This is a genomic window from Kitasatospora sp. NPDC094015 (assembly GCF_040304075.1).
In the GTDB taxonomy this organism is placed as follows: Bacteria; Actinomycetota; Actinomycetes; order Streptomycetales; family Streptomycetaceae; genus Kitasatospora.
Genome location: NZ_JBEOUL010000062.1, coordinates 1 through 14,726, shown reverse-complemented (window position 1 = coordinate 14,726; position 14,726 = coordinate 1). Strand labels below are relative to the sequence as shown.

Genomic DNA, 14,726 nt, shown 5'->3' with positions numbered 1-14,726 from the left:
TGGTGATCCCGGACTCCCGCTGGGAGATCGTCTACGAGCTCCCGGTCCAGGGGCGCTGAACCCGCGTCACCCCCCCACCGACCCGACCTGCGCACCGCCTTCCTCACCGCCTACGGTCGCACGCTCACCGCCGACGAGTGGGCGGCGTGCCGGGCCTGGGCCGCGATCGACTGCCCCGCCGCCCTGCGCTGGGCCCTCGACCACCACCACGACGAAGAGGTCCTCGGCTACGCCCGCACCGTCCTGGACCTGCTGCGCATCCCGCACGCCTCTGCCTGAACACCCTGTCCCCCGAACCCGGTTGGAGCATCCATGCAGTCCCTGCGCCAGGCCGTCTGCGTCATCGTCCACGACGAGAAGACCCGGAGGGTCGCATGCATCCACTACGCCAACGACTCCTGGTCCACCGTTCCCGCCTGGACCGTCCCCGGCGGCAAGGTCGAGGAAGGTGAGCGCCTGGACGAGGCCGCCGCCCGCGAGCTGCGTGAGGAGGCCGGAATCACCGTCGCCCCCGAGGAACTGCGGCTGGTCCACACCATCCAGGTCCGCCAGGGCTGGGACGACAAGGGCCCGTTCCTGCTCTCGGTGTTCGCCGCGACCAGCTGGGACGGTGAGCTGACGAACAGGGAGCCGGACAAGCACCTCGCCGTCGAGTGGCAGCCGGCGGACGCGCTGCCCGCACCGATGTTCCCCACCTCGCACGCCGCCCTCACCGCCTACCTCGCCGGCGACAGCCGGGGCTTCTCCACCCACGGCTGGGAGCCCACGGATGACCTGCGCACCCTGGTCGGGGCCTGACATGACCGGCCGCCACCGCCGCCCACCCCCGCCCGAGCAGGCCGCCCTGCCGCCCGACCTGGACCTGCGGCTGGGCGCGATCACCCAGGGCCGCACCGTCGCCGACGAGGGCATCGTCACCCTCCCCGGCGCCGCAGACCCGTATGCCTACCGCACGCTCTACCGGCCCGACGGCGACGTCGACCACTACCTGGAGCGCCTGGCCACCGGCCCGCCCGACCTCACCTCCAGCGACTGACCCGCCATCCCGCCAGGAGGGGAGCAGCCGCGTCCGCGGCTGGCCACCGGAACGGCCACGACAGGCAAGGCTGTTCCGCACCCCTCGAGTCCCTCGACGGCTTCATGGCCCTACCCCTCGCCCCGGCAGGTGGGCTCGATGACCGCGTTCGACCTCAACGCCCACAGCGAGAATGCCTGCCCGAACGGAGGAGCCTGACCGTGGTTTTCGTCCCGCCCGAGCTGTTCGTCCCCACCCTGCCGCACGGCGTGTCCTACGCCGGAGTGTTCTTCACCGACTACGACGACCGGCCGCTGCTGCTCACCTCCGTCCACCACCCGCGCGAGTACCAGTACCCCGGTGGGCTCCTCGATCCGGACGAGGACCCGTGGACGTGTGCGCGGCGCGAGACCGGCGAGGAGATCGGCTTCCTTCCCACCTCCCTCGACGATGCGCCCCGTCTGCTGCTGCTCTCCTTCACCCCGCCGGAACCGCCGTGGCCGTGGAAGATCGGCGTCACCTTCGACGGCGGCCGACTCACCGATCGGGAGATCGAACGGATCGCCCTCGACCCCGCCGAACACAGCGGCCACGCCGTACGCACTTTCGAGGACTGGTCGCGCATCGTCACCCCACGCCGCCTACGCACCCTGCGCGCCTCGCTCACCGCCCGCCGCACCGGCCGCGCCGAATACCTCGTCTCCGATCCCCGAACGCCGGGCGAGACCGGATGACCTCCCGCGCCCGCCCACCGATGGCACCGACCTCCTGCACCGCCCCGACGTGATCACCTTGGCGGACGTCGGCTTCGCCGACCGCGGCCGCAGCAACCCGGCCCTTGACGGCATCACCCTCGCGACCCCGCGCGGGAATGTCGTGGCCCTGGGTCTGCGACAACGGCTCCGGCGAGTCCACCCTCGTCAAGATCCTCTGCAGCCCCTACCTCCCCGATGCCGGCCGCGTCCTGTGAGACGGCACCGCCACCGCCGGCGCCGATCTCGTCCACGTCCTCCACCAGGCCACCTCGCCGAACAGGGCAGCCACGCCCCGCCGCCAGGCAACCCGGGCGGGCGCTGTGCCTCCGGGTAGTGCGGTCAGCGCGGGTGGGCCCGCGCTGCCACCACATGCGGTAGCCAGACTGGGTGATGAGGATCAGGCCGACGGCGGTGGCGGCGAGCACCAACTGGTTGACGAGGCCGTAGAGCACACCCATGTGGCCCTGGACTCCGAGCTTGCCGAGCTTGGACAGCGCGGGGTAGTCGGCCCAGCGGGTGCGGGCGGTGACGGCGCAGGCGGCGGGTCGATCGCGGCCTGGTCGTTGTGCGGACCTGCTCAACCTACCGGCCCGCGACGGGGCACGTCCCAGACCTGACCAGCAAGAACGCGCACAACCGAAGCTCGGCAGGACTTCCTGCGGCCCGTCAGGCCCTTCTTCGTGTGCCCACCTTGCAAGGACCGCGCGGATCCGGTGGGCGCCCGGCGCGGGGCCGGGACCGCCGCAGCGTAGGCGGAATCACCTGCTATCGGCAGGGCAGGGCGGCTGGACCGGTCCGCCCGGGTGGGCGCCGGTGTGCGGCGCCCACCCTGGGGGGGTCAGGCCCGGTCGGTGCGGCGGCGCAGCCCCAGTACGCCGACGGCGGTGCCGATGACGGCGACCACGATGCCGACGATGCCGAGGATCCGCGCGGTGGGGTCGTCGGAGGACCCGTTGGCGGGCGGGGCGGCCTGGGCCCCGGCCGGTGCGGCGGCCGCGCCCGCAGGGTGGTCACCGTCGGCGGCGGCCTTGGTGAGGGTCAGGGTGGGGGCGGGGTGCTCGGGTTCGGCCTGGCCGGCCTTGGCGTCCTCGATCCAGCGGACGATGGTGCCGTCGTCGTAGGTCTGCAGGGCCTTGAGGACGAGCTTGTCGGTGTCGGTGGGCAGCGGGCCGAGGGAGACCTTGAAGTCCTGGAACTGGCCGGGGGCGATCTTCGCACCGGCGTCCGCGGTCCAGGTGATCTTGGTGACGGCGTCGGTGATCTCGTCGCCGTCGTCGGTCTTGATCGGCGTGGCCAGCTTGGTCTTCTCGGTGGTCGCGGTCCAGCCGGGCAGCGGCTCGGTCGCCACCGACGCCACCGGGTGGTCGGCCGGCAGCGACACCTCGAGCTTGGTGGTGGAGGCGGTGTCGCTCTCGTCGGGCACGCGGAAGGCCACCGCGGTGTAGGCGCCCTGGGTCGCGGTGCCCGGCTGCACCGTCACGTGCGCGAACGCCGGCACGGCTGCGGCCGCCACGACGGATGCGGCCAGCACGGCGGTGGTCACGAGACGGCGGGTGGTGATCGAAGGCATGGGTGTGGGATCTCCGTCCGGGAGGTCGGCACGACATCGCCCTCGCGGCGGCGCTGTGCCGCCGGGGAAGGTCGTGCGGGAGTAAGGAGGTGCACGGCGGCCGTTCGGCGACCGTGCCCGGCGCGGCTCCACGTAGCGCGGGGGCTACGCGGACACGCCTCCCGGCGGACCCCGACGGATCAGGGTGTGGCGCAGCGGCAACGGCCCGATCCGGCGGACACGGGCGCCGGAGAGGCGTCGGCCACCGGCCGGGCAGGCGGGAAGTGGCGTGCGGTGGCCGGCGAGCAGGGCGAGAATGTCCGCGACGCGTGCCTGCCAGCGGCGCACGGCGTCCCGTACGGTGCGGGCCAGGCGCAGCAGACGCCACAGGGCCGTCTCGAAGCGGTGCAGCAGCCAGCCGGTGGCCAGGGCTGCGGCGGCGTGGCCGACGATCATGCCGGGCGACAGGGCGAACAGTCCTGCGTGCCCCTGCGCGTGGGCCAGACCTCCCGCGGCGGGCAGGAGCGTGGCATGCACGTGCCCCGCCGCACCCGGGCCCATGTCCATACCCGGCATGTCGGGCATACCGGCCATGTCGTGTGCGGACAGCCGGGCGGCCGGGGGTGTCAGGAGGATGTGGCCGGCGCTGAACAGGAGGTGGAGCGTGACCTGCGCGGCGATCGTCGCCGCGGTGATCGCGGGAAGCGTGCGCTCGCGGCCCGTGCCGGCCGCCGCGGCCACCCACAGCACCAGCCAGCCGCAGAGGATCTGTCCGGGTCCGAGCGGGCCGCCGGTGACGCCGTGCGCGGCCGAGGCCAGGGTGACGCTCGCCGTGGCGAACGCGGCCGCCCGCACCAGCCGCACGTCGCGGGCGGCCGCGCGGGACGTCGGGGATTCGGTGGTCACGGGCATGGCCGGGACATCATCGCAGCCGTCGGGGCGATCCCGGACCTCGATCCGGCAAAGACCGTGTGCGCGTTGTGCAGCGCAGCACCCACCGCTCCTGCCACTGTGCGCTCCCATTCGGTGACGCGCCGTTCGAGGTGGCGGCCGGGCAGGGAAGGGTGTTGGCGCGGGTGACGAGGTCCGTGAACTGGTCGCGGCTCATCCGGATCCGCGGCGAACTCGACACCGCCACCGTCCGATCGCAGCACCGGCGCTCCGCCCTGGCCGGCCACGCGGTCCACACGGTGCGCGTCGTCGGCGACGGGCCGCCGGTTCGGCTACGCGAGCCGCAACTCGACGCCCACGGCCACCGCTCCCATGGCCTCGGCCCGGGTCTCCCCCGCCGCGAGGACCCCGGCGCGCTGTTCGGCGGTCTCGGCGAGCACCGCCCGGCGGTCGCGGGCGGACAACCGGTCGAGGTAGAGGATGCCGCCCAGGTGATCGGTCTCGTGCTGGAGGCAACGGGCGAAGTAGACCTTCGCCCGCGTCGACCAGCCGGCGCGGGCCGGCGCTTTCTTCGAGCACGGGGTTGACGAGGTGTCCGACGTGGCGCACGCCGTCGCCGTCGGGACAGTCGTGGACGGACAGGCGCAGGTCGACGGCGACCTGGTTGGCGGCCAGGCCGACCCCTCGGGCGGCGTACATGGTCCGGAACATGTCGTCGACGAGCCGGGAGAGCTCGGCGGTCCCGAAGGCGGTGACCGGCCGGCAGGGGCGGTGCAGGATGCTCTCGCCGACCTCGGTGATCCGCAGAATCCGGCCCCGGTCGGCCTCGGGTGCGAACTGCGGCTAGGTGTCGACGGGGTGGCCGAGGAGACGTACCCGGCGGTCCGGGGACGGGCCGGTGCGGGAGGGCGTGGCCATGGCGGAGCCTTTCGTCAGGTGCCGGTGCTGGCGCGGGACGGGCGAGGCGTCGACCGGCCGGCCCTCGATGGGACGGGGTGGGGGTCGGCGCAGGTAGGACCATCAGGCCCTGGGCGTGCGGCGCCGGGCAAGTGACCGGCCGCCACCCTCGTCGGCGGTAGAACGGCAGCGGCCCGCCCGGCGCGGCGGTCGTCAGCAGCCAGCAGCGGCCGTCGTCGGCGTCGCTGCTGACGACGGCCAGCAGGGCCGTGCCGGCGCCCCGACCGCCGGCCCCTGGGAGGGCGACCAGCTCGTCGACCTCGCGCGCGCCGCACAGCCAGGCCTCGGTGCGGGTGGGGCCGAGCCCGGCACCGGCCAGCGAGTAGCAGCGGGTGGTGGGGAACGGGGCGGGCGGGTCCAGGCGGTGGCGAAGCCGAGCACCGCGCCGTCGTCCGGATCGAGGGCGAGGGCGGCGGTGAAACCGGGCCGGGCGGCATCGGTCGCGAGCCGCTCCAGGTAGGCGTCGGCCTTGTGGTCCGGCTCGCAGTACGGAGGCGCGCCGAAGGCCGCCGCGTAGACGCCCCGGATGCCGTGCTGGTGAGCGGTCAAGCCACCGGCGTGCACCCGCTGCACGGTGACGGTCCGGCTCACGCTGCTCGTCCCGACGGTCGTGCCGTCGGGGTGAGGGCCGCGTACTCCAGGGGGGCGGAGGGGTCGACGGACAGGTCGGCGGGTGCGGGGCGGGCTCCGGCGCGGGCGAGGAGGTCGCCAATGGCGGCGATCATCGCGCCGCTGTCGGTGCACAGGCGCAGGGCCGGGACGCGCAGGGTGATGCCGGCGGCGGTGCAGCGCTGTTCGGTGAGGGTGCGGATGCGGGAGTTGGCGGCGACGACGCCGACCACGACGAGGGTGTCGATGCCGTGGTCGGTGCAGGCCCGGACCGCCTTGCGGGTCAGGGTGTCCGCGATGGCCTCCTGGAGGGCGGCGGCCGCGTCCGGGACGTGCGGTTCGGTGCCGGTGGCGCGCTGTGCCTCGACCCAGCGGGCGGCGGCGGTCTTGAGGCCGGAGAAGGAGAAGGCGTACGGCGGGTCGTTCGGCCCGCTGAGGGGGCGCGGGAGGCGCACCGCGCGCGGCGCGGTCGATCGCGGGCTCTGCAGGTGCGGGCGCGCCAGAGCCCTGCGGCGGAGCGTCGTCGAGACGGTCGCCGCGGGGCCCGGTGAGGTGCGCAGCCTCGGGGCGGTCAGTCGGCCTGGCGCAGGCCGGCGGACCACTTCTCCTCGATGCGGCCGAACTTCCACACCGCGAGGGCGACGATCCAGGTGGCGAAGAACAGACCGACGATGACGAAGCCGATGATGTTGAGGTCGAGGCCGGCGACCCAGTCCCAGAAGGCGCCGTGCAGATCGAGCTTCTCGGCGGCCAGGCCGAGCAGTTCGACGGTGCCGATGATCAGGGCGACGGCGACCGACAGGCCGGTGATGGTGAGGTTGTAGTAGACCTTGCGCACGGGCTTGGAGAAGGCCCAGCCGTAGGCGAAGTTCATGAACGAGCCGTCGATGGTGTCCAGCAGGGACATGCCGGCGGCGAAGAGGACCGGCAGGCACAGGATGGCGTACCAGGGCAGGCCGGAGGCGGCTCCGGTGCCGGCCAGTACGAGCAGGGCGATCTCGGTGGCGGTGTCGAAGCCGAGTCCGAACAGGACACCGAGCGGGTACATCTGCCAGGGCTTGGTGATCGACCGGGTGGCGCGGCCGAGGAGGCGGTTCATGAAGCCCCGGTTGTTGAGCTGCTCCTCCAGGGCCGCCTCGTCGAACTGCCCTTCGCGCATCCGCCGGAAGACCTTCCAGATCCCCACCAGGATCACCAGGTTGATGGCCGCGATGATGTAGAGGAAGGTGCCGGAGACGGTGGTGCCGATCAGGCCGGTGACGTTGTGCAGTTGCGAGTCGTCGTTCTCGACCGGCCCGGCCAGCGTCTTGATCCCGAAGGACAGCAGGAGGGCGAGGCCGAAGACGATGGTGGAGTGGCCGAGGGAGAACCAGAAGCCCACCGACAGCGGCCGCTGGCCGTCGGACATCAGTTTGCGGGTGGTGTTGTCGATGGCGGCGATGTGGTCGGCGTCGAAGGCGTGCCGCATGCCCAGGGTGTAGGCGGTGACGCCGATACCGATCCCGAAGCTCTTCTCCCCCAGGCTGTAGTGCTCCGGGGCGACCACCGCCACCAGGGTGAACCAGCCGATGACGTGCAGGGCGGCGATGAACGCCGCCATCCCGCCGACCCGGCCCCACTCGGCCCGGCTCATGGCGGAGGTGACCCGCCGAGGGCCACCTCTGGCGGGGTCCGTCGGGGATGTGCTGCTACTCATGGGCATGCTCCCTCGGCTGCAGTGGGGCCGCTGCGGCGACGGCCGCGCACAACCTAGACGCGAATGGCTACTACCTGCAATATCGTTGCAACAATATTGCGCCGGGCCGGGGGCGCACAGGAGCACGAGGAGGCGCGGTGGACCTGACCGGAGCCGACGCACCACCTGGCGTTCCGTCATCCGGCGCGCCATCCACCCCGGCAACAACCGGGGCGCTGTCGGCTGCGGCCACGCCCGCACCGCGGCGACACAGGACCGGGGCCGGCTCGCCGGGGATCGACGAGGACAGCCTGCGGGTGCAGGCCTGCCTGGAGCGGCTGCGCGCCGGCGGCGGGCGGTGCACCGGGCCCCGGGTGCAGGTCGTCCGGGCGCTCGTCGAGCACGGCGGCCACGCGAGCGCCGGCGACCTGCACCGCCGCATCCGCGACGGCGGGGGCAGCGCCGACCAGGCCTCCGTCTACCGGACACTGGCACGCCTGACCGAACTCGGCATCACCCACGCCGTCCCGGGTCTGGGAGGCGAGCTCCACTACGGGCTGGGCCGCCGCCCCCACCACCACGCCCTGTGCAGGAAGTGCGGCGCGATCGTCGACATCCCCGCGCAGCTCGTCGCCGCCGCCCTCGCCGGCGCGGCCGCACTGAGCGGCTTCGCCTTGGACGCGCTCGTCATGAGCGGCAGCTGCGGGAGCTGCTGACCCCGGCTCGGATCACGGCTCGGATCACGCCCGACAGCCGCGGGCGGATTGGGGTCGGCCGGCCGGGGAAGGCGGGCGCAGGCAGGGCCGGCCGTTGCGTCCCGGCGGGCGCCGGTTGGGAAGACGATCGTCGGTCGGAAGGACGGGGACCCGCGACGGGAGAGCCATCCGCACGGCCAACCGACCGGCCCTGCGGGCAACATGCTGAAGCACCTGCATGGCTATTGCAAGTATCACGCAATAGTGTTGCCCCGGCACGATCATCATCGGTTCACCGAAAGGGGCTGTGTCCCGCATGGGCGCCTACACGCTTCCCGACCTGCCGTACGACTACTCCGCCCTCGAGCAGGCGATGTCCGCCGAGATCCTGGAGCTGCACCACTCCAAGCACCACCAGGCCTACGTCAACGGCGCCAACCTGACGCTGGAGCAGCTGGAGGAGGCCCGGTCCAAGGACCAGCTCGGCGGCCTCGTCGGCCTGCAGAAGACCCTGGCCTTCAACCTCTCCGGCCACGTCCTGCACTCGCTGTTCTGGCAGAACCTGTCCCCCGAGGGCGGCGACCGCCCCGACGGCCCGCTCGCCGACGCCATCACCGAGCACTTCGGCTCCTTCGAGGCCTTCAAGAAGCAGCTCACCACCGCCACCGTCGGCGTCCAGGGCTCCGGCTGGGGCATCCTCTCCTGGGAGCCCCTCGGCAAGCGCCTGATCATCGAGCAGGTCTACGACCACCACGGCAACGTCGGCCAGGGCACCACCCCGCTGCTCGCCTTCGACGCCTGGGAGCACGCCTACTACCTGCAGTACAAGAACGTCCGCCCCGACTACGTCACCCGCCTGTGGGACGTCGTCAACTGGCAGGACGTCCAGACCCGCTTCACCGCCACCCAGGGCTGACACCGGCCCCCGAGCGGCGAGCCTCCGCCGCGGCCCGGCCGGCCCGTACACCGGCCGGGCCCGCCATCGGCGCACGGGCAAGCACCGCCTTCGCGGCCCGCGCCGCACCGCGACCACCGGGCGGACCGTATCGGAGACCTGCTCCACCACCGCAGTCGGCACCAGCCCCGATGTGAGCGGCACCAGGCACCGAGACCTGCGGGGAGCCTGCATCGCCCCTGGCCCATCGTGGCACCGCGCAACGGGGCGGACCGCCCGCCCGCGCCCGTGGCCCCGGCGCCACCGCACCGCCCCCCGCCCCGGCCCAGGGCGCGAGCGCACCACCGGCACCGGTCGGACCCCAGAGGGCCGTACGCCGCGGCCGCTCCCCTCCCGTCAACCGGCCGCCGTCCACCGCGCCGTCGCCACCGCGATCCGCACCGGACCTAGCCCGTCGAGGAGGAACCGGCCCGGTGCGCCATAGCGTCCCCGGCGCCCGGCCCCGAGCCGGAAGAGGGCCCGGACGAGGTAGTCGCGCGCAACGACGAGACGCTCCTGTCCGCAGGGCAGCCGGCTGCGCGGGTCGGCCGCTCGCCGTACCGCGCACGAACGCAGCACGGCGCGGCGCGGCGGGCTGCGTCCGCCGAGGCTGCCGAACTCCCTCCGCCAGCCCGACGCACCCGGAACCGCGGGTGCCATCGTCCGACCGCTGGGCCCGGTCCACCCGCCCGTTGCCGGGGCGGGCGACGGCAGCGACAGGGCCGCGCAACATCCCGACAGCAGTTGCGCTACATATGCTCTTGCACACATAGTGCAATTGAACACGGTCGGCCGATCGCAGCGTCGACTAGAGGGAGCTGGTGTGGACGACGTGCGTCGCCCTGCGGGCGCGCCGGGCCGGGGGGCGTTCGAGTTGGGACGCCTGGCCCGTGACGAGGAATCGGACCTCGTCCTGTGCCACGTGTGCGGGCGTGGATTCCGGGCCCTGGGCTCCCATGTACGGGTGCACGGCATGACGGCGGCGGAGTACCGCGAGGAGTTCCGGCTGATGCGCACCCGCGCGCTCAGCGCCCGGGCGGTGAGCCGGGCCCGCTCGGTGGCTCAGCGGGCGGTGTACGAGCGGTCGGCCCGCACCCGGGCCGACTTCGCGGCCGGGCAGTCGATGGCCCGCTCCGGTGCGCTGGCCGACCGGGCACGGCGATCGCTCACCGAGCACGGCGCCTCGACGGAGCTCGCCACGGAGCGCGCGGTCCGGCTGGAGGCCGGGCGCCGGACCCAGGGCGCTGCCGCGGCCGCGCGTCTGGCGGAGCGGGTCCGGACACTGGGGTTCGACGGGATCCCGGCGGCCCTACGGGGGTTGTACGTCGAGGACGGGAAGAGCCTGGAGGCCACGGCCCGAGCCTTGGGCGTGGGGAACGAGCAGCTGCGACGACTGCTCGACCGGCACCTCGTCGAGGTCCGGCCGGTCGGGCACAACTCGCCCACCGGCCGGAGTGCACGGGTGGCGCTGAACGACCTCGCCGCGGCGAGGCGCGTCGGCACGGACGACATCGGGCGATGGCTGACGGACCACCGCAACGGGGGCGCGACCGTCGCCGAGCTGGCGCGGCTCACCGGACGCAGCGTGCCCTGGGTGGTGTCCCGCATCCGGCGCCGCCCGCCGGGCGGGGCCGGCGAGGGCCATGTGGCCGCACCCGACGGGCACTCCGCGGACCATGGCCCTAGCGTCGACGGAGAGGGCGGAACTCGCCGCCCCCGCAACGGAAGTGACGTCCCATGAACCAGCGCATAGCCCGTACCCTGGCCTGCTCCCTGCTCGCTGCCGGCATCGTCGCCGTCCCGGCGGCCGGCTCCGCCTTCGCCGCCCCGGCCCACGCGACCCGCGGATCCGAGCAGTTCTACCAGCACGAGGTGCAGGCCAACACCGAGCACGTCAGCTACAGCGAGAGCACGACGTACCACGCCGCGAGCGACTGCTACGGCGAGGGCGGGTACGGCAACGACGGCTACCGGCACCACCAGAACGGCCTCTTCGGCCGCGGCATCCTCGGCCTGGGCCTGCTCGGCCTGTAGCACCACCCCTCCCGCGGCGCGACGCCGTGAGAGGGCGGGGCCCGTCCTGTTGAGTGCCAGGGCCCCGCCCATGCACGTACCGCCTTCCCGAGTAGTCGGCGCTACGTACACCCCGCATTCGCCGCCCACGCCGGCATGGACTGCTCGAGCATCCCCGGTTCACCCGTTCGGCTCACCCCCGCCCGGCCTGCGCCGATCCCTCGACGGATCGGGAGCGCGAGCGCGCCGGAGGAGGCGACCGCAGGAAGGGCGCGACGGCGGCCGGATCGGTTCCTGAGCGTCCGTCAGGGATGGTCCGCTGCCCGGACGGTCCAGCCCGCACTGCGGCAAGGACCTCCCTCACGCACTATTGATCGTATGAGAACTACACTTGACCGCCAAGGGCGGGACCAGCTTGCCGCGCTCGTCGACCAGTTGCCGGCCGTTCGCCGCCACGGCTCCCGGACCATCCCGGTGGACGACGGGCTGCTGGAACTCACGGCCGTGCTGGTCGGACAGCTCTCGGCCGCGTTCCCCGGCGAGCCGATCGGCCGGGCCGCCGGCGTCGTCGCCGACCGCCTCCAGCTCAGCGTGCCGATGACGGCGATCCTCGCGCTGAAGAGCAAGGTCGAGGCCCGCAACCTCGACGTCCGGTAGGCAGCGGGTCCACCCGGTCGCGCGCGGGGCGGCAGCGCCACCGGTGCCGGAGCCCCCGGCCGGCGCGCCGGAGCCAGGCCTCGGCGGACCTCGGTGGTGACCGGTCAGTCCCGCGTGGAGCGGTCGCCCGGTGCCCGGGGCACGTGGTCGGTGCCCGCGGTCGAGTGCCAGACACGCGCGAAGTGGGTGTGGGGTGCCAGGGCGGCGACGGCCCGCGCGTCGGCGGGGGTGTCGACGTCGGTGAGTTCGGGAAGCCGGTGCACCCGCAGGCCGGCCGCTTCGAGCCGCCGCAGGACGATCCGGCCGGTGTCGGGGGTGGACATGGGAACGCCGCGCAGGATCCGTCCGGCGAGCTCGGGGGACGGCGTGGCGAGGCCCAGTGCCCAGAAGCCGCCGTCGGCCGCGGGCCCGTACCAGGCGTCGACCTCACCGCGACGCGCCGGGGACAGCGGGCCGGCGAGCATGCCGGCGACGAGCTGCGGGGTGTCCATCCCGACCAGCAGGGCGGGTGCGTGGGGTGGGGCGTGGCCGAGGGCCGCGGCCAATCGCTCGTCCAGGCCGGCGCCGGTCTGCGGGACGGTGTGCCATCCCGCGGGCAACCACGGGCCCGGCTCGCCGTCGAGGACCAGGACCCGCATCCCGGCGGGCACCGTGTCCAGGAGCGTCAAGGTGTCGCGCAGCGCCGCTTCGGCGAGCGTGGCCGCCTGTTCGGGGCTGCACACCGGTGTCAGGCGGGTCTTGACCCGGCCCGGGACCGGTTCCTTGGCGATGACCAGCAGGGTCGGCGGCGGCGCGGCGAGGACGGCCCGCATGTCCGCCAGGGCCTGCCGGGTGCCGCGCAGTGTTCCGGTGACCTTGGACCGGCCGGATCTCGGACGGTAGTCGACGTCACGTTCGGTGATCCGCATGCCGGCCGCGGCCGCGCTCAGCACCATCTCCAGCGGGTAGCCGCAGCGGCGGTCCCCGAGGCCCAGGGCCAGCAGTCGCGTCCGGTGGGCCGCCCGCATCGGGCCGAGGTCGTGCAGCTGTGCACCGGTGCGTGCGCGCAGGCGTGCCGCCAGGGCGGTGTTGGCGACCCGCGCGTGCCAGGGCCACGCACCTGGGGCGGTGGGCCGGCGCCTGCCGAGCACCAGGTCCGCGGTGCCGTCGGCCACCGGCTGGACGACGCGCGGCAGTTGGGTCGGGTCGAGGGAGGCGTCGCAGTCCATGAAGCACACGATGTCGGCGTCGGCGGCGGCCAGGCCCGCATGGCAGGCGGCGCCGAAACCGCGGCGCTGCTCGCGCACGACGGTGGCACCGAGGGAGCGGGCGATGTCGGCGGAGCCGTCGGTGGAGCCGTTGTCGACGACGATCGCCCGCCAGCCCAGCGGCATCCGGGGCAGGATCCAGGGCAGCGCGGTCGCCTCGTCGAGGCAGGGCAGCACCACGTCGACGCTCGCCCGCGCAGCCGCGTTCACAGGGCGACACCGCCCGCGGCGGGTACGAGCGCTGGACGGGCCGGTGCTGGTCCGCTCCCTTCGGTCGGGGTGAGGGCGAGGAAGCGGCGGCCCTGGAGCGACCACTGCTCTCGGGGTCGCAATCCCGCCCGCTCCGCGGCCCGCAAGGCGGCGGCCACGCCCAGGCGGGCCCACGGGAACCATGGGCCGCGCCGCCCGTCGCCGTCCTCCCAGCAGGCGATCAGCCGCTGGTCCGTCTCGGTGGCTTCGGTCTCCAGGAGGAGCAGCCCGCACGGGTGGAGGAGCTGGCGGCTCCGGCGCAGGAGCAGGTGGGGCTCGCCGCCGATGCCGACACTGCCGTCGGCCAGGATCACGGTGGCCCACCCGCCCTCGCCCGGGAGCGGGTCGAAGACGCTGGCCCGCAGCACGCGGGCTCCCGCCGCCTCGGCCAGGTGCCCGGCCGCGGGTGCCACGTCCACCCCGAGGACGTCGGTACCGCGGCGGGCGAGGGCCGCGACCAGGCGGCCGGGCCCGCAGCCGACGTCCAGCACCGGCCCCCGGCAACGCCTGAGCAGTTCCTCGTCCACGGGATCGGCGCCGGAGCACCAGCGCTGCACGTCCACCGGCGACAGCCCGCCACCCCGTGTCCTGAGCAGCAGCCTGGGCACGGAACCTCCCGGTGCTCGGGAGTACAGGTCGAAGGGCTCGGGCCGCAACGGCGGGCTGTCGGCGGTGAGCTGCGGGTGGTCGGTCACGGGCGTGGTCCCTGCGGGTCGGTGGGCGGACGGTGGGTTGGGTGATGCGCGGCGCGTCGGGCACGGCGGACGGCGATGACCGCGGCCGCCAGGACAACGGCCGCGGCCACCGCGGCCACCTTCCTGCGCGCGCCACCGCCGGCGAACGCGGCGAGCGCCGGGTGCGGTGAGGCTCCGCGGGCCCGCGGAACTGCCGTTGGCGTTGGCGGGACCGCCGGCGCTGCGGGGGCCCGGTCGCGAGGCGGCTCGGCATCGGCACGGGCCCTCGCGCCGGCGGGACCGTGCCGCGGCCGCGGCGGTGTGTGCGGGGTCGCACGGCGCAGCAGTAGGCGTGCGGCGAACAGGACTGCGGAGGCGGCGAACAGTGCGGCGGTGATGAGCAGCCAGCGGGTGAGGTAGACGGTCTCGGAGAGTGCGGTGGCGCCGGGGTAGGGCCGGGAGAGGTCGAGGACGAGGGGGAACCAGACCAGGAGCAGCAGCAGCGCCAGGAAGGCGGGCACGCGGACGTGGTTGACCAGGGCGTTGCGGGATGTGCGGGTCGAGGTTCGGTTGGCACGGGGTGTGAGGGCCGCCTGGGTGGTGAGGTCGGCGCCGGAGTACAGGGGGACGAGGACGAGGTCGTGCAGCAGGGCGCCGCCGATGATCCAGAGCGCGACCTCGAGGCTGCGTCCGGTGAGGAGCCGGATCGCGGCGTAGGCGGCGAGCGCGAAGCAGCCCGCCATCAGGAGGAGGTGGAGCGGGTGTGCCCCGTACCGGGTTCGCAGGCGGGTCGAGGCGGTGGTGGG

14 protein-coding genes and 4 pseudogenes are annotated in these 14,726 nt (G+C 74.1%); 8 read left to right on the top strand and 10 right to left on the bottom strand.

From position 1 onward, the window contains the following. The first annotated feature begins 312 nt into the window (after positions 1 to 312). The 3 genes from ABT014_RS33930 to ABT014_RS33920 all read left to right on the top strand — a co-directional run bounded on the left by ABT014_RS33930 (position 313) and on the right by ABT014_RS33920 (position 1,749). The gene (locus ABT014_RS33930) at positions 313 to 798 is read left to right on the top strand and encodes an NUDIX domain-containing protein (protein WP_350643606.1); all 486 of its coding nucleotides are present in this window, start codon (positions 313 to 315) and stop codon (positions 796 to 798) included. A 1-nt stretch (position 799) separates the two neighbouring features. After that, positions 800 to 1,036: a hypothetical protein gene (locus ABT014_RS33925; RefSeq protein ID WP_350643604.1), complete on the top strand. Its 237-nt coding sequence runs from the start codon at positions 800 to 802 to the stop codon at positions 1,034 to 1,036. A gap of 200 nt (positions 1,037 to 1,236) precedes the next feature. Then, entirely contained in the window at positions 1,237 to 1,749 is a 513-nt protein-coding gene (locus ABT014_RS33920; protein WP_350643602.1) for an NUDIX domain-containing protein, read from the top strand. Positions 1,750 to 2,062: 313 nt separating this feature from the next. On the opposite strand, the pseudogene ABT014_RS33915 reads toward ABT014_RS33920, so the two are convergent. From ABT014_RS33915 to nicT, 6 genes and pseudogenes are all read right to left on the bottom strand, one after another. Continuing rightward, positions 2,063 to 2,338 (bottom strand): annotated as a pseudogene (locus tag ABT014_RS33915) (PepSY domain-containing protein); the annotation flags it as partial. Positions 2,339 to 2,608: 270 nt separating this feature from the next. After that, a complete protein-coding gene (locus ABT014_RS33910) occupies positions 2,609 to 3,340 on the bottom strand; it encodes a YcnI family protein (RefSeq protein ID WP_350643600.1) in 732 nt (243 codons plus the stop codon). A 144-nt stretch (positions 3,341 to 3,484) separates the two neighbouring features. Continuing rightward, complete coding sequence (locus tag ABT014_RS33905; protein WP_350643598.1) at positions 3,485 to 4,231, bottom strand: hypothetical protein; 747 nt, start codon at positions 4,229 to 4,231, stop codon at positions 3,485 to 3,487. Positions 4,232 to 4,542: 311 nt separating this feature from the next. After that, positions 4,543 to 5,020: pseudogene (locus tag ABT014_RS33900) on the bottom strand (peptide deformylase). 734 nt (positions 5,021 to 5,754) lie between these two features. Beyond that, positions 5,755 to 6,358, bottom strand: a pseudogene (locus ABT014_RS33895) (tRNA (adenosine(37)-N6)-threonylcarbamoyltransferase complex transferase subunit TsaD); the annotation flags it as partial. Then, positions 6,348 to 7,409, bottom strand: a complete 1,062-nt coding sequence (gene nicT / locus ABT014_RS33890; RefSeq protein WP_350643610.1) for a Nickel transporter NicT — start codon at positions 7,407 to 7,409, stop codon at positions 6,348 to 6,350. The gene nicT and the pseudogene ABT014_RS33895, both read right to left, overlap by 11 nt. Before the next feature lie 359 nt (positions 7,410 to 7,768). On the opposite strand from nicT, the gene ABT014_RS33885 reads away from it, so the two are divergent. The 5 genes from ABT014_RS33885 (at position 7,769) to ABT014_RS33865 (ending at position 11,750) form a co-directional block, all read left to right on the top strand. Further along, positions 7,769 to 8,167, top strand: coding sequence for a Fur family transcriptional regulator (locus ABT014_RS33885; RefSeq protein WP_350643594.1), 399 nt, complete (start codon positions 7,769 to 7,771; stop codon positions 8,165 to 8,167). Positions 8,168 to 8,462: 295 nt separating this feature from the next. Next, the gene (locus tag ABT014_RS33880) at positions 8,463 to 9,062 is read left to right on the top strand and encodes a superoxide dismutase (protein ID WP_350643592.1); all 600 of its coding nucleotides are present in this window, start codon (positions 8,463 to 8,465) and stop codon (positions 9,060 to 9,062) included. A gap of 790 nt (positions 9,063 to 9,852) precedes the next feature. Further along, a complete protein-coding gene (locus ABT014_RS33875) occupies positions 9,853 to 10,821 on the top strand; it encodes a MucR family transcriptional regulator (RefSeq protein WP_350643590.1) in 969 nt (322 codons plus the stop codon). Then, on the top strand, positions 10,818 to 11,114 hold the full coding sequence (locus ABT014_RS33870; RefSeq protein WP_350643588.1) for a hypothetical protein: 297 nt from the start codon (positions 10,818 to 10,820) through the stop codon (positions 11,112 to 11,114). The genes ABT014_RS33875 and ABT014_RS33870 overlap by 4 nt, the downstream gene beginning before the upstream one ends. A gap of 357 nt (positions 11,115 to 11,471) precedes the next feature. Then, positions 11,472 to 11,750 (top strand): hypothetical protein, encoded by a 279-nt coding sequence (locus tag ABT014_RS33865; protein ID WP_350643586.1) that lies wholly within the window; start codon positions 11,472 to 11,474, stop codon positions 11,748 to 11,750. A gap of 104 nt (positions 11,751 to 11,854) precedes the next feature. On the opposite strand, the gene ABT014_RS33860 is transcribed toward ABT014_RS33865, so the two are convergent. The 4 genes and pseudogenes from ABT014_RS33860 to ABT014_RS33845 form a co-directional block, all read right to left on the bottom strand. Further along, on the bottom strand, positions 11,855 to 12,388 hold the full coding sequence (locus tag ABT014_RS33860; protein WP_350643608.1) for a TIGR04282 family arsenosugar biosynthesis glycosyltransferase: 534 nt from the start codon (positions 12,386 to 12,388) through the stop codon (positions 11,855 to 11,857). A 147-nt stretch (positions 12,389 to 12,535) separates the two neighbouring features. Further along, positions 12,536 to 13,123: pseudogene (locus tag ABT014_RS33855) on the bottom strand (glycosyltransferase family 2 protein); the annotation flags it as partial. Positions 13,124 to 13,203: 80 nt separating this feature from the next. Beyond that, positions 13,204 to 13,941 carry a class I SAM-dependent methyltransferase gene (locus ABT014_RS33850; protein WP_350643584.1) on the bottom strand — a complete coding sequence of 246 codons (738 nt, stop codon included), beginning with the start codon at positions 13,939 to 13,941 and terminating at the stop codon, positions 13,204 to 13,206. Then, positions 13,938 to 14,726 (bottom strand): hypothetical protein (locus ABT014_RS33845; protein ID WP_350643582.1); only part of this gene is annotated, 789 nt, incomplete at its 5' end. The genes ABT014_RS33850 and ABT014_RS33845, both read right to left, overlap by 4 nt.

Excerpts from the sequence above, each read along its gene's own strand:
- ABT014_RS33930 (WP_350643606.1), top strand. The coding sequence starts at position 313 with ATGCAGTCCCTGCGCCAGGCCGTCTGCGTCATCGTCCACGACGAGAAG.
- ABT014_RS33925 (WP_350643604.1), top strand. The coding sequence starts at position 800 with ATGACCGGCCGCCACCGCCGCCCACCCCCGCCCGAGCAGGCCGCCCTG.
- ABT014_RS33910 (WP_350643600.1), bottom strand. The coding sequence starts at position 3,340 with ATGCCTTCGATCACCACCCGCCGTCTCGTGACCACCGCCGTGCTGGCC.
- ABT014_RS33905 (WP_350643598.1), bottom strand. The coding sequence starts at position 4,231 with ATGCCCGTGACCACCGAATCCCCGACGTCCCGCGCGGCCGCCCGCGAC.
- nicT (WP_350643610.1), bottom strand. The coding sequence starts at position 7,409 with ATGAGCCGGGCCGAGTGGGGCCGGGTCGGCGGGATGGCGGCGTTCATC.
- ABT014_RS33880 (WP_350643592.1), top strand. The coding sequence starts at position 8,463 with ATGGGCGCCTACACGCTTCCCGACCTGCCGTACGACTACTCCGCCCTC.
- ABT014_RS33870 (WP_350643588.1), top strand. The coding sequence starts at position 10,818 with ATGAACCAGCGCATAGCCCGTACCCTGGCCTGCTCCCTGCTCGCTGCC.
- ABT014_RS33865 (WP_350643586.1), top strand. The coding sequence starts at position 11,472 with ATGAGAACTACACTTGACCGCCAAGGGCGGGACCAGCTTGCCGCGCTC.
- ABT014_RS33860 (WP_350643608.1), bottom strand. The coding sequence starts at position 12,388 with ATGCGGGTCCTGGTCCTCGACGGCGAGCCGGGCCCGTGGTTGCCCGCG.